Here is a 12,488-nt window from a genome sequence, read left to right on the forward strand (position 1 = left end):
AATCGACGAAAGGTTTGCGCATTTCATGAAGATCACCCCGGCCGACGCCCAGCTGCTGTCCGCCCTGCGCGAGAACGCCCGCGCCTCGACCGCCGAGATCGCGCGCCGGCTCGGCCTGTCGCGCACCACGGTGCAGAGCCGGATCGACCGGCTCGAGCGCGAGGACGTGATCCGCGGCTACACCGTGCGCGTGAACGAGGAGGTCGAGCGCGGCCACGTCCGCGCCCACATCCTGATCACCGTGCTGCCCAAGCAGATGCCCGCGGTGGTGGAGGCGCTGCACGCCATGCCCGAGGTGCGCAGCCTGCATTCGGTGAGCGGCGCGCACGACCTGGTCGCGATGGGCGTGGTGCCCGGCGTGGCCGACATGGACGACCTGACCGATCGCATCGGCGCGGTGCCGGGCGTGGAACGCACCACCTCGGCGGTGATCCTGTCGACCAAGTTCGAACGCTAGGCCCCCGACTGCGGGACAGCGTGGCGGCGCCTGTCCATAGCAGGCGGGCAGGGCGCCGTCCGCCTGCACGTGCCGCAACGCCGGCGCCGGCGTCGCCGTGGCGTTCCGGCCGCCGCCACCGTCTGCCGCCATCGCCGCGGCACCTACAATTGGCCGATGAAGAAATCCGACTTCCACTACCACCTTCCGTCCGAACTGATCGCGCAGGAACCGCTGCCCGAGCGCTCCGCGAGCCGGATGCTGGTGGTGCCGCCGGACGATGCGCCGCTGGTCGATGCGCATGTGCGCGGGCTCGGCGACTGGCTGCGTCCGGGCGACCTGCTGGTGTTCAACGACACCCGGGTGATCCCCGCGCGCCTGTTCGGGCAGAAAGCCACCGGCGGGCGGGTGGAGATCCTGATCGAGCGCCTGCTCGCCAACAACGAGGCGCGCGCGCAGGTCGGCGCCAGCAAGCCGCCGAAGGCCGGCGGCCGGATCGCGCTCGACGCCGGCGGCACGGCCGAGGTGCTCGGGCGCGAGGGCGAGTTCTACCACCTGCGGTTCGAGGTCGAGGGCGCGCTCGAGGCCTGGCTGCTGGAGGCCGGGCGCCTGCCGCTGCCGCCCTATATCCGCCGCGAGCCCGGGCGCGACGATGCCGAGCGCTACCAGACCGTGTTCGCGCGCGAAGTGGGCGCGGTGGCGGCCCCGACCGCGGGGCTGCATTTCGACGACGCGCTGCTGGCGGACCTGCGTGCGCGCGGGATCGCCTTCGGCCACGTCACCCTGCACGTGGGCGCGGGCACGTTCCAGCCGGTGCGCGAGGACGATGTGCGCGCGCACCACATGCACAGCGAATGGCTGAACGTGGGCGCCGAACTCGTGGCCCAGGTACGGCGCACGCGCGAGGCGGGCGGACGCGTGGTGGCGGTGGGCACGACCGTGGTCCGGGCGCTGGAGAGCGCGATGCGCGACGGGGAGCTGCAACCGCTCGCAGGCGAGACCCGGATCTTCATCTTCCCCGGCTACCGCATCCGCAGCGTCGACGCCCTGCTGACCAACTTCCACCTGCCCGAGTCGACCCTGCTGATGCTGGTGTCCGCCTTCGCCGGACGCGAGCGGATCCTGGGCGCGTATGCGCACGCGGTGCAGGCGCGCTACCGGTTCTTCTCCTACGGCGACGCGATGCTGCTGTTTCCGCGGCAGGCCGGCGCCGGCTGATCCGCCAGCGCTGGCGGGCGTCGGCGCCAAATGAGTACAATTCTCATTCCGCCATCGTGCCGGGGTGGTCGTGGCTGCGCCGCCACCCCCGATCCAGAGGAACGCCCATGCGCCTGCACTCCCGAATCGCCCGCCTGTTCACGCTGCCCGCCGCGGCCCTGCTGCTCGCCGCCTGTGGCGGCGCGCCCGCCCCGGACACAGGGGACGAGACCAGCGCCCGGGCCGGGTCCGCGCCCGGCGAAGTCAACCTTTACACCACCCGCGAGCCCGGCCTGATCCAGCCGCTGCTGGACGCCTTCACCCAGCGCACCGGCACCCGCGTCAACACGGTGTTCGTGCGCGACGGCCTGCTCGAGCGCGTGCGCGCCGAAGGCGAGCGTTCGCCGGCGGACGTGCTGATGACGGTCGACACCGGCAACCTGCTCGACCTGGTCGATGCCGGCATCACCCAGCCGGTGCAGTCGGCCGTGCTGGCCGAGGCGATCCCTGCGCACCTGCGCGGCCCCGGCGGCGAGTGGTTCGCGCTGTCGCTGCGCGACCGCGTGCTGTACGCCGACAAGGACCTCGCGCTGGAGGCTTTCAGCTACGAGGAGCTCGCCGACCCGCTGTGGAAGGGCAAGGTGTGCATCCGCTCGGGCCAGCACCCGTACAACACCAGCCTGATCGCGGCGATGATCGCCCACCGCGGCGTCGAGGCCACCGAAGCGTGGCTGCGCGGGGTCAAGGCGAACCTGGCGCGCAAGGCCGCCGGCGGCGACCGCGACGTGGCGCGCGACATCCTGGCCGGCATCTGCGAGATCGGCATCGCCAACGCCTACTACGTGGGCCGCATGAAGAACGCCGAGCCGGGCAGCGAGCAGCACCAGTGGGGCGAAGCGATCAAGGTCATCCGGCCCATCTTCGCCAGCGTCGAGGGCGGCGGCACCCACGTCAACATCAGCGGCGCCGCCGTGGCCGCGCACGCGCCCAACCGCGACCACGCCGTCGCGCTTCTCGAATACCTGGTCTCCGACGAGGCGCAGAGCCTGTACGCCCGCGCGAACTACGAGTATCCGGTCAAGGCCGGCGTCGAACTGGATCCGGTGGTCGCCAGCTTCGGGGAGATGCGCGTGGATGCGCTGCCGCTGGCGGACATCGCACGGCACCGCCGCGAGGCGAGCGAACTGGTCGATCGGATCGGGTTCGACAACTGAATGCGGCTTGCGCGATCTCCAACCCGCGCGCTGGGCCGCGGTCGCGCGAGACGGCCGTGTCACGCATGACCCGCGGCCCGGCGCCGCGTCGGATCCGCCGGACGGGCCGGCCATGAACGCTGCCGCGCCGCCCCTGCCGGTGGGCGCGATGCCTCTGCGACGGCGGCCGGACGGCTGGCTGCTGTCCGCGTGCGGCATTGCCGCCATCGCGCTGTTGCCGCTGCTGGCGCTGGCGTGGACCGCGGTGCAGGGCAGCGATGCCTGGCCGCACGTGGCGGCCCACGTGCTGCCGCAGGCCGCGCGCAACACACTGTGGCTGCTGCTCGGCGTCGGCGCGCTGACGGTCGCGATCGGCACCGGCAGCGCATGGCTGGTGACCGCGTACGAGTTCCCGGGGCGCGGCATCCTGGCCTGGGCGCTGCTGCTGCCGCTGGCGGTGCCGACCTACATCGTCGCCTACGCCTATCTCGACCTGCTGCATCCGCTCGGTCCGCTGCAGTCGGGCGTGCGCACGCTGCTGGGCGTCGACAGCCCGCGCGATTTCCGGTTGCCCGACATCCGCGGCCTCGCCGGCTGCATCGTGCTGCTGGGGCTGGTGCTGTACCCGTACGTGTACATCACCACCCGGGCGATGTTCATGACCCAGGCCGCCGGGCTGCTGGACGCGGCGCGTTCGCTCGGCGCCGGTCGCGCGGCCCTGTTCACCCGGGTCGCGCTGCCGCTGGCGCGCCCGGCGATCGCGGTGGGCGCGGCGCTGGCGCTGCTGGAAACGCTGGGCGACATCGGCGCTTCGGAATTCCTCGGCGTGCAGACGCTCACCGTCTCGGTCTACACCACCTGGATCACCCGCAGCGACCTGCCAGGCGCGGCGCAGATCGCGCTGTCGATGCTGGTGCTGGTGGTGGCGCTCCTGGCGCTGGAGCGCCATGGGCGCCGGAGCGAGCGCTATGCCGCGACGATCCGCCCGCGGCCGATGCAGCCGCTGGCGCTGCGCGGCCTGGCGCGCTGGGGCGCGCTGGCGCTGGGCGCGCTGCCGGTGCTGCTGGGGTTCCTGGCGCCCTTCGCCTATCTCGCGATCGAAAGTCTCCAGCGCCTGGCCGACGGTGGCGGGGGATCGCCGATGCTCTGGCGCAGCGCCTGGAATACGGTGCGCGTGGCCGGACTCGCGACGGCGCTCACGCTCGCCGCCGGGCTGGTGCTGGCCTGGACGCTGCGGCTCGCGCAGGCGCGCCGGCGCACCGTCGTCGCCACCGCGGCGCTGCGCGTCGGTGGCCTGGGCTACGCGTTGCCGGGCACCGTGCTGGCGATCGGCCTGCTACTACCGCTGGCCTGGTTCGACGATGCGGCGAACGTGCTGCTCCGCGCGGCCGGGCAGGAGCCGCGGATGCTGCTGATGGGATCGGTCGGCGCCCTGGTGCTCGCGTACGTGCTGCGGTTCCTGGTGATCGCCGCCGGCGGGGTCGAGGCCGGCTTCGCGCGCATCGCGCCCGCGCTCGACCAGGCCGCGCGCAGCCTGGGCGCCGCGCCGCGGCGGGTGCTGGTGCGCGTGCACCTGCCGCTGCTGCGGCCGGCGCTGGCCGCAGCAGCGCTGCTGGTGTTCGTGGACACCATGAAGGAACTGCCGGCCACGTTGCTGCTGCGGCCGCTCAACTTCGAGACGCTCGCCACCTGGCTCTATGCCGACGCTGCGCGCGGGGCCTACGAGGACGGCGCGATCGCGGCGCTGCTGATCGTGCTCGCCGGGCTGCTGCCGGTGATCCTGCTCGCGCGCACCGGCCTGCGCTACGGGCGCGAGGTGCCGCGGTGACCGCGCCGCTGCTCGCTCTGGAGGACCTGCGCGTGAGCTACCCGGCGCCGGGAGGCGAGCGGGTGGTGGTCGATGGTCTGTCGCTGGCGCTGGAGCGCGGCGCGATCGGCTGCCTGCTCGGCGCCTCGGGCTGCGGCAAGACCACGGTGATGCGCGCGGTGGCCGGCTTCGAGCCGCTGCGCGCGGGCCGCGTGGTGCTGGCCGGTCGCGAGCTGTCGCGCCCATACGCTATGGTGCCGGCGGAGCAGCGCGGCATCGGCATGATGTTCCAGGACTACGCGCTGTTCCCGCACCTGGACGTGGCCGGCAACGTCGGTTTCGGGCTCGCCGGTCGCACGCGCGCGCAGCGGCGTGCGCGCATCGGCGAGGTGCTGGCGCTGGTCGGCCTGGAGGACCGCGCGGATGCGTGGCCGCACGAACTGTCGGGCGGCCAGCAGCAGCGCGTGGCGCTGGCGCGCGCGCTGGCGCCGTCGCCGCGCCTGCTGCTGCTCGACGAGCCGTTCTCCAACCTCGACATCGACACCCGCGAACACCTGGCGGCCGAACTGCGCGCGATCCTGCGCGCCACCGGGACCACCGCGCTGCTGGTCACCCACGACCAGGCCGAGGCGTTCGCGATCGCCGACGCGATCGGGGTGATGGACGCGGGGCGGATCCTGCAGTGGGCGGACGCGCAGACGCTGTACGCGCAGCCAGCCGACGCCATCGTCGCCGGCTTCATCGGCCGCGGCAGCGTGGTCGCCGGGAGCGCGCTGGGGCTTGCCGAAGGCGGCCGGGTGCTGGTGCGGCCGGACCGGCTGGTGCCGGACCCGGCGGGGGCGCTGCGCGGCGAGGTCGTGACCGTGACGTTCCGGGGCCCGGGCCGCGTGGCGCTGCTGCGACTGCCGGGCGGGGAGGTGGTGGAGATCGACCTGCCGGCGGAGCTGGTGCCGACGCCGGGCACCGTGCTGGCGCTGCGGCTGTCGAAGGCGGGCCTGGTGCGGTTCCCGTAGCGGCCCCCGTCAGCCGTCCGCCCTCAGCCCGCGTCGTCCGGACTCGCCGTGTGCCGGGCGCCGGGCGGCGCTCCGCGCCAGGCGTTCCCGGGTTCGCGTGTCGCCGACCGTCCTACAATGCCGCGCGGACGCGGCACCGTGCCCCGTGCGGACGACGGTTCATGGGGCGCCGAAGCCCGCGTGGTGGCCGTGCAGCACACAGCGCGGGCGCATCCGTCCTGGCGGCGGGCGTCGTCGAGACTCGTCGCGCGACGGCACCCGCTGCACGGCGCGAGCGCACCACGCGCCGGACTGCCGCCCGCGAATGCGCCTTGACCGTTCCTCACCCATCCCAGGCCACCGATGTCCCGTATGCAGTTCCAGCTCGACACCACCGACGGCGCCGCGCGCCGCGGACGGCTGACCTTTCCGCGCGGCACGGTGGAAACCCCCGCCTTCATGCCGGTGGGCACCTACGGCACGGTCAAGGGGATGCTGCCCGACCAGCTGCGGGCGCTGGGCGCGCAGATCATCCTCGGCAACACCTTCCACCTCTACCTGCGGCCGGGGCTGGAGGTCATCGAAGCGCACGGCGGGCTGCACGGCTTCGCGCGCTGGGACGGACCGATCCTCACCGACTCGGGTGGCTTCCAGGTGTTCTCGCTGGCGCACAAGCGGAAGATCACCGAGGCCGGCGTGACCTTCGCCGCGCCCACCGACGGCTCGAAGGTGTTCCTCGGGCCGGAGGAGTCGATGCACATCCAGAAGGTGCTCGGCAGCGACATCGTGATGATTTTCGACGAATGCCCGCCGGTGCAGGTCGACGGCCAGCCGGTCGACCGGCGCGTGGTCGAGCGCTCGATGGAACTGTCGCTGCGCTGGGCCGAGCGCAGCAGGCGCGCGCACGCGGGCAACGACGCGGCGCTGTTCGGCATCGTCCAGGGCGGCGTGCACCAGGACCTGCGCACGCGCTCGGCCGACGGCCTGAAGGCCATCGGCTTCGACGGCTACGCGATCGGCGGCCTGGCGGTGGGCGAGACCGAGGCCGAGCGCAACGCGATGCTCGACCACACCGCGCCGCAGCTGCCCGCCGACCGCCCGCGCTACCTGATGGGCGTGGGCCGGCCAGAGGATCTGGTCGAGGCGGTGGCGCGCGGGGTGGACATGTTCGACTGCGTGATGCCCACCCGCAACGCGCGCAACGGCCACTACTTCACCTCCACCGGCGTGGTCCGGGTGCGCAACGCGACCTATGAGCAGGACCTGCGGCCGATCGAGGAGGGCTGCGGCTGCCCGGCCTGCGCCGGCGGCTACAGCCGCGCCTACCTGCGCCACCTCGACCGCTGCGGCGAGATGCTGGGCCCGATCCTGGGCACCCTGCACAACCTCTGGTACTACCAGTCGCTGATGGCGGGGATGCGCGCGGCGATCGAGGCGGGAACCTTCGCCGCCTTCCGCGAGTCCTTCCACGCGGCCCGCAGGCCCCGCTGAGGGCCCGACGGGCCGCCAGAACCCGCCCGAGCCGCCGCCGCAGGGCCGCCCCGTCCGGGGCCGGCCCGCCGGCGTGGCATAATTCACGGCTGTTTTCCGCCAGATGGATCCGATCCGATGAACCTGCTCGACCTGCTGATCGCCCCGGCCCACGCCCAGGCCGCCGGCGCCGCCCCCCAGGGAGGCGGACTGAGTTTCCTGATCATGCCGATCGTGCTGATCGCGATCATGTACTTCCTGATGATCCGCCCGCAGATGAAGCGGCAGAAGGAACACCGGGGCATGCTCGAGAAGCTGGCCGTGGGCGACGAGGTGATCACCAGCGGCGGGATCGCCGGCGTGGTGCGCGCGCTGGGCGAGAGCTTCGTGACCGTCGAGATCGCCGACCGGGTCGAGATCCGGGTGCAGAAGGGCGCGATCGCCAACGTGCTGCCCAAGGGCTCGCTCAAGGCCGCCTGATCCGGCGGACCCGCGGCGGCGCCGGCCGGTCGCCGGCCGCGCGCCGCGACCGCACCCAACGTTCCGCCCGCCTCCGGGCGGGCACGGGGCCGGCCGGAAGGGCCGCGCCTCCCTCCGCAAGCGAAGCCCGCAATGCTCGACTTTCCCCGCTGGAAATACGCCCTCATCCTGGTCGTGGTGCTGCTCAGCGCGCTGTACGCCGCGCCGAACCTGTTCCAGAAGGACCCGTCGGTCCAGGTCACCAGGAACCGCCCGGCCGCGGTGGTCGACGCCGCGCTGGTCGAGCGCGTGCGCTCGATCCTCGACGAGGCGGGCGTGTCCGGCGGCGAGATCTCGCTCGAGGGCGACCAGGTGCTGGTGCGCCTGCCCGACGCCACCACCCAGACCCGCGCCGCCGACGCCCTGCGCCCGGCGCTGGGCGAGGAATACTCGGCCGCGCTGAACCTGGTGCCGACCACGCCGGCGTGGCTGGAGTCGTTCGGCGCCCGGCCCATGTCGCTGGGCCTGGACCTGCAGGGCGGCGTGCATTTCATGATGCAGGTCGACCAGCAGGCGGCGCTGGAAAAGCGCGTCGACGCCTACGCCGACGCGATCCGTTCAGCGCTGCGCGAGGCGCGCATCGGCTACACCGGCGCCGAGCGCCGGCCCGACAACAGCGTGCTGGTCACGCTGACCGAAGGCGCCGACGTGGCCGCCGCGCGCGCCGCGGTCGCCACCGCGCTGGAAGGGCTGGGCGCCTCGACCGCGATGGGCACCGGCGGTCCCGTGATCGAGGTCGAGGGCAGCCGCATCCACGTGCGCCTGTCGGAGGGCGAGATCAACCGCATCGCCACCGACGCGATCGAGCAGAACCGCAACGTCATCGCGAACCGCATCAACGCCATCGGCGTGGCTGAGCCGGTGCTGCAGCGGCAGGGCGAGGACCGGCTGGTGATCCAGCTGCCCGGCCTGCAGGACACCGCCGAGGCCAAGCGCCTGATCGGCGCCACCGCCACGCTCGAATTCCGCGCCGTCACCGGCGACGAATCGCAGGCGGCCGCCGCCCTGGCCGACAACAGCGTGCCCGCCGGATCGCGCATCTACTACGACCAGAACGGCCAGCCGCTGCTGCTCTCGCGCCGGCTGCTGGTTTCGGGCGACGAACTGGTCAACGCCCAGCCGCAGACCGACCCGCAGACCGGCCTGCCGGCGGTGTCGATCACGCTGAACGCCGCCGGCGGAAAGCGCATGCTCGACCACACGCTGGAGAACGTGGGCAACCGTCTGGGCATCGTCTACGTGGAGCGGATCCCGACGGTGACCGTGGTCAACGGCGAGGAGGTGCGCTCGGCGCGCACGGTCGAGCGGGTGATCAGCTCGTCCACCATCCGCGGCGTGTTCGGCAAGGACTTCCAGACCACCGGCCTGAGCCGCGAGGAAGCCGCCGCCCTGGCCAAGCAGCTCAAGGCCGGCGCGCTGGCCGCGCCGATGGACTTCGTCGAGGAGAACGTGATCGGCCCGACCCTGGGCGCCGAGAACGTCGCCCGCGGCACCCAGGCGGTGATGTACGCGTTCGTCTTCACCCTGCTGTTCTTTGCCATCTACTACCGGATGTTCGGCCTGATCACTTGCATGGCGCTGCTGCTGAACCTGCTGATGGTGGTCGCGGTGATGAGCCTGTTCGGCGCCACCATGACCCTGCCTGGCTTCGCCGGCCTGGCGCTGTCGATCGGCATGTCGGTCGACGCGAACGTGCTGATCAACGAGCGCATCCGCGAGGAACTGCGGGCTGGCCTGCCACCGCGAACGGCCATCGCCAGCGGCTACGAAAAGGCCTCTGGCACCATCTTCGACTCCAACATGACCGCGCTGCTGGCGGGCATCGCGCTGTACGCCTTCGGCACCGGCCCGCTGCGCGGCTTCGCGGTCACGATGGTGATCGGCATCCTGACCTCGGTGTTCACCGCGGTGACGGTCTCGCGCGGCGTGGCCACGCTGATCTACGGCGGCCGCCGCAAACTCAAGTCGATCGCGATCTGATCGGCAGCAGGAAGACACATGGCACTTTTCCCGTTGAAACTCATCCCCGCCGAGACCCGCATCGACTTCATGCGCTGGCGGGTGGTCACGGTGGTCTTCATGCTGGCGATGATGATCGCGTCCATCGCGCTCATCGCCACGCGGGGCTTCAACTACGCGCTCGACTTCACCGGCGGCACCTCGGTGGAACTGCTGTTCGAGCGCCCGGTCGACGTGGACCAGCTGCGCCAGCGGCTCGAGTCAGCCGGCTACCCCGGCGCCCAGGTGCAGACCATGGGCACCGCGACCGACCTGATGATCCGCCTGCAGCCCAAGGACGGCGGCAGCGACGCCGAGGCGATCAACCGGACCGCGGACGACGTGCTGGCCGCGGCCTCGAGCGACGGCAACGCCGCCACGATCAAGGGTCGCTCGTTCGTCGGTCCGCAGGTCGGCCAGGACCTGGCGCGCAAGGGCATCTATGCGATCGTGTTCGTGGTGCTGGGCTTCCTGATCTACATCGCCTTCCGCTTCGAATGGAAGTTCGCGGTCTCGGCCATCATCACCACCCTGGGCGACGTGGTGATCGTGGCCGGCTGGTTCTCGCTGTCCGGGCGCGAGTTCGACCTCACCCTGCTGGCGGGCCTGCTGACGGTGATGGGCTTCTCGATCAACGACACGATCGTGGTCTTCGACCGCGTGCGCGAGAACTTCCGCACCATGCGCGCCGGGCCGCTGGAGGTGCTGAATACCTCCATCAATCAGACCCTATCCCGCACCATCATCACCTCGTTCGTCGCGTTCCTGACCGTGCTGGCGCTGTACATCTACGGCGGCGGTTCGCTCGAGGGGATGTCCGAGGCGATGATGATCGGCATCGCGATCGGCACCGCGTCCTCGATCCTGGTCGCGTGCCCGCTGCTGACCATGGGCCCGCTGCGCGTGACCAAGCAGGACCTGCTGCCGAAGGCCCGCGACGAAGAGGCGCTGGCGCGCCGGCCCTGAGCGCCGGCGCCGGGCGCGATGACCGGATCCAGCAAGAAAAAAGCCGCGCACTGCGCGGCCTTTTTTTCGTCGTGTGGGGCGTGGTGCCGGCGAGCCGGCTAACGGGGCGGCGCAATCGCGCGCCCGGCGAGCGCCCTCAGCCGAACTCCTTCGCGTAGCCGCTGGCCACGATCGCCTTCTGCAGCGCGTCGGTGACCTTGAGGTTGCCCGCGATCAGCGGGCGGCCCTGGCCCATGGCGATGTGCATCGGGCCGGTGGCCGCGCCCTTGAAGTCGGTGACCCGGCCACCGGCCTCGCGCACCAGCAGCACGCCGGCGGCGATGTCCCAGGGCTGCACGCCGGCCTCGAAATAGGCGTCGCAGCGGCCCGCGGCCACCCAGGCCAGGTCGAGCGCGGCCGAACCGGTGCGGCGCACGTCCTCGGCGTCCTTGAGCAGCAGCTTGATGCAGTCCAGGTGGGCGTCGACGCGGGCGCGCTCGCGCGGCGGGAAGCCGGTGGCGAGCATGGTGCCGGACAGGTCCTTGCGCTCGGCCACGCGGATGCGCTTGTCGTTGAGCTGCGCGCCGCCGCCGCGGCTGGCGATGAACAGTTCGTTGCGCAGCGGGTCGAACACCACGCCGTGCAGCGGCTCGGGCCCCTCGCACAGCGCGATCGACACGCACCAGTGCGGGATGCCGTGCAGGTAGTTGCTGGTGCCGTCGAGCGGATCGATCACCCAGGTGTAGCGGCTGGGGCCGCGGTTGCCCTTCTGCGCGCCGCCTTCCTCGCCGAGGATGGCGTAGTCGGGGTTGGCCCGCCGCAGCTCCCTGACGATCGCCTCTTCGGCCAGCCCGTCGACCTCGCTGGCGTAGTCCAGGCGGTCCTTTTCCACCACGTTCAGCGCGTCCAGCCGGTGCATGTGCCGCAGCAGGATGTTGCCTCCCGCGCGTGCGGCCTTGACCATGATGTTGACGGCAGGGGCGAGCATTGCGGACTCCGTGGGCGCGGGCGGGACGGGCGGCGGGTGGAAAGAGCGGTCCGGCGCCATGGCCGGGTGCGCAGTTTACCATCGCGCCATGAGCGAACTCCTGCACGCCGCCGACCGCATCCGCATCGTCCTGGTCGGCACCCAGCATCCCGGCAACATCGGCTCGGCCGCGCGGGCCATGAAGACCATGGGCCTGCAGCGGCTGGTGCTGGTCGCGCCCGAACGCTTCCCGCACGCCGATGCGGTGGCCATGGCCGCCGGCGCGGGCGACGTGCTGGACGCCGCGCCGCGCGTGGCGTCGCTGGCCGAAGCGGTGGCCGACTGCCGGCTGGTGCTGGGCTGCACCGCGCGCAGCCGCCGCATCGCGCTGGACGAACTGCTGCCGGGCGACGCCGCGGCGCGCGCCGTCGCCACGGCCGCCGGCTCCGCCGATACGCCGGTGGCGCTGGTGTTCGGTCGCGAGCGCACCGGCCTGGACAACGACGAGCTGCAGCTGTGCCACGCCGCGGTGACGATCCCGGCCGATCCCGGCTACAGCTCGCTCAACCTCGCCGCCGCGGTCCAGGTGCTGTGCTACGAACTGCGCCTGGCGATGCTGGGGCTGCGCGCGGCCGCGCCCGCCGCGGCGCCGGTGCCGGCGCCCGACGGCGACGTGCCCGCCAGCCATGCCGAACTCGAGGGCTTCTTCGCCCAGCTGGGCGAGACGCTCGATGCGATCGACTTCCACAAGGGCCGCGCGCCGGAATCGGCGATGCGCAAACTGCGCCGGATCTTCCTGCGCGCCGCACTCGACGACCGCGACGTGCGCCTGCTGCGAGGCGTGCTGGCCGACGCCCAGCGCATGGCGCGGCTGGCCGGCGAACGCGGCGGCTGAGCACGCGTCCCGAGGGCCGCCGCCCGGCGCTGCCGCCGGCGCCCGCAACGCGCTACCGGGTCACCGGGT

11 protein-coding genes are annotated in these 12,488 nt (G+C 72.5%); 10 read left to right on the top strand and 1 reads right to left on the bottom strand.

What is annotated here, in order from left to right; translation table 11 throughout:
* Positions 1-25: 25 nt before the first annotated feature.
* The 9 genes from QFW80_RS15940 (at position 26) to secF (ending at position 10,578) form a co-directional block, all read left to right on the top strand.
* Entirely contained in the window at positions 26-457 is a 432-nt protein-coding gene (locus tag QFW80_RS15940) for an Lrp/AsnC family transcriptional regulator (RefSeq protein ID WP_280602951.1), read from the top strand.
* Positions 458-613: 156 nt separating this feature from the next.
* Complete coding sequence (gene queA, locus QFW80_RS15945; protein WP_280602952.1) at positions 614-1,654, top strand: tRNA preQ1(34) S-adenosylmethionine ribosyltransferase-isomerase QueA; 1,041 nt, start codon at positions 614-616, stop codon at positions 1,652-1,654.
* A 107-nt stretch (positions 1,655-1,761) separates the two neighbouring features.
* Complete coding sequence (locus tag QFW80_RS15950; protein ID WP_280602953.1) at positions 1,762-2,847, top strand: Fe(3+) ABC transporter substrate-binding protein; 1,086 nt, start codon at positions 1,762-1,764, stop codon at positions 2,845-2,847.
* A 112-nt stretch (positions 2,848-2,959) separates the two neighbouring features.
* On the top strand, positions 2,960-4,654 hold the full coding sequence (locus QFW80_RS15955) for an ABC transporter permease (RefSeq protein WP_280602954.1): 1,695 nt from the start codon (positions 2,960-2,962) through the stop codon (positions 4,652-4,654).
* Positions 4,651-5,646 (top strand): ABC transporter ATP-binding protein, encoded by a 996-nt coding sequence (locus QFW80_RS15960; RefSeq protein ID WP_280602955.1) that lies wholly within the window; start codon positions 4,651-4,653, stop codon positions 5,644-5,646. Before QFW80_RS15955 ends, QFW80_RS15960 begins: the two co-directional genes overlap by 4 nt.
* A gap of 342 nt (positions 5,647-5,988) precedes the next feature.
* The gene (gene tgt, locus QFW80_RS15965; protein ID WP_280602956.1) at positions 5,989-7,116 is read left to right on the top strand and encodes a tRNA guanosine(34) transglycosylase Tgt; all 1,128 of its coding nucleotides are present in this window, start codon (positions 5,989-5,991) and stop codon (positions 7,114-7,116) included.
* Between the two features lie 117 nt (positions 7,117-7,233).
* A complete protein-coding gene (yajC, locus tag QFW80_RS15970) occupies positions 7,234-7,575 on the top strand; it encodes a preprotein translocase subunit YajC (RefSeq protein WP_280580431.1) in 342 nt (113 codons plus the stop codon).
* A 132-nt stretch (positions 7,576-7,707) separates the two neighbouring features.
* Positions 7,708-9,594: a protein translocase subunit SecD gene (gene secD, locus QFW80_RS15975; protein WP_280602957.1), complete on the top strand. Its 1,887-nt coding sequence runs from the start codon at positions 7,708-7,710 to the stop codon at positions 9,592-9,594.
* 18 nt (positions 9,595-9,612) lie between these two features.
* Entirely contained in the window at positions 9,613-10,578 is a 966-nt protein-coding gene (gene secF / locus QFW80_RS15980) for a protein translocase subunit SecF (RefSeq protein ID WP_280602958.1), read from the top strand.
* Positions 10,579-10,714: 136 nt separating this feature from the next.
* Here secF and QFW80_RS15985 read toward each other — a convergent pair whose 3' ends face one another.
* On the bottom strand, positions 10,715-11,545 hold the full coding sequence (locus tag QFW80_RS15985; RefSeq protein WP_280602959.1) for an inositol monophosphatase family protein: 831 nt from the start codon (positions 11,543-11,545) through the stop codon (positions 10,715-10,717).
* Between the two features lie 88 nt (positions 11,546-11,633).
* Here QFW80_RS15985 and QFW80_RS15990 point away from each other — a divergent pair, with 88 nt between their 5' ends.
* Positions 11,634-12,419, top strand: a complete 786-nt coding sequence (locus QFW80_RS15990) for an RNA methyltransferase (RefSeq protein WP_280602960.1) — start codon at positions 11,634-11,636, stop codon at positions 12,417-12,419.
* The last annotated feature ends 69 nt before the right edge of the window (positions 12,420-12,488 follow it).

It is taken from the genome of Luteimonas rhizosphaericola (assembly GCF_029888045.1).
In the GTDB taxonomy this organism is placed as follows: Bacteria; Pseudomonadota; Gammaproteobacteria; order Xanthomonadales; family Xanthomonadaceae; genus Luteimonas; species Luteimonas rhizosphaericola.

Coding starts and splice junctions, on each gene's coding strand:
- QFW80_RS15940 (WP_280602951.1), top strand. CDS start 26: ATGAAGATCACCCCGGCCGACGCCCAGCTGCTGTCCGCCCTGCGCGAG.
- queA (WP_280602952.1), top strand. CDS start 614: ATGAAGAAATCCGACTTCCACTACCACCTTCCGTCCGAACTGATCGCG.
- QFW80_RS15950 (WP_280602953.1), top strand. CDS start 1,762: ATGCGCCTGCACTCCCGAATCGCCCGCCTGTTCACGCTGCCCGCCGCG.
- QFW80_RS15955 (WP_280602954.1), top strand. CDS start 2,960: ATGAACGCTGCCGCGCCGCCCCTGCCGGTGGGCGCGATGCCTCTGCGA.
- tgt (WP_280602956.1), top strand. CDS start 5,989: ATGTCCCGTATGCAGTTCCAGCTCGACACCACCGACGGCGCCGCGCGC.
- yajC (WP_280580431.1), top strand. CDS start 7,234: ATGAACCTGCTCGACCTGCTGATCGCCCCGGCCCACGCCCAGGCCGCC.
- secD (WP_280602957.1), top strand. CDS start 7,708: ATGCTCGACTTTCCCCGCTGGAAATACGCCCTCATCCTGGTCGTGGTG.
- secF (WP_280602958.1), top strand. CDS start 9,613: ATGGCACTTTTCCCGTTGAAACTCATCCCCGCCGAGACCCGCATCGAC.
- QFW80_RS15985 (WP_280602959.1), bottom strand. CDS start 11,545: ATGCTCGCCCCTGCCGTCAACATCATGGTCAAGGCCGCACGCGCGGGA.
- QFW80_RS15990 (WP_280602960.1), top strand. CDS start 11,634: ATGAGCGAACTCCTGCACGCCGCCGACCGCATCCGCATCGTCCTGGTC.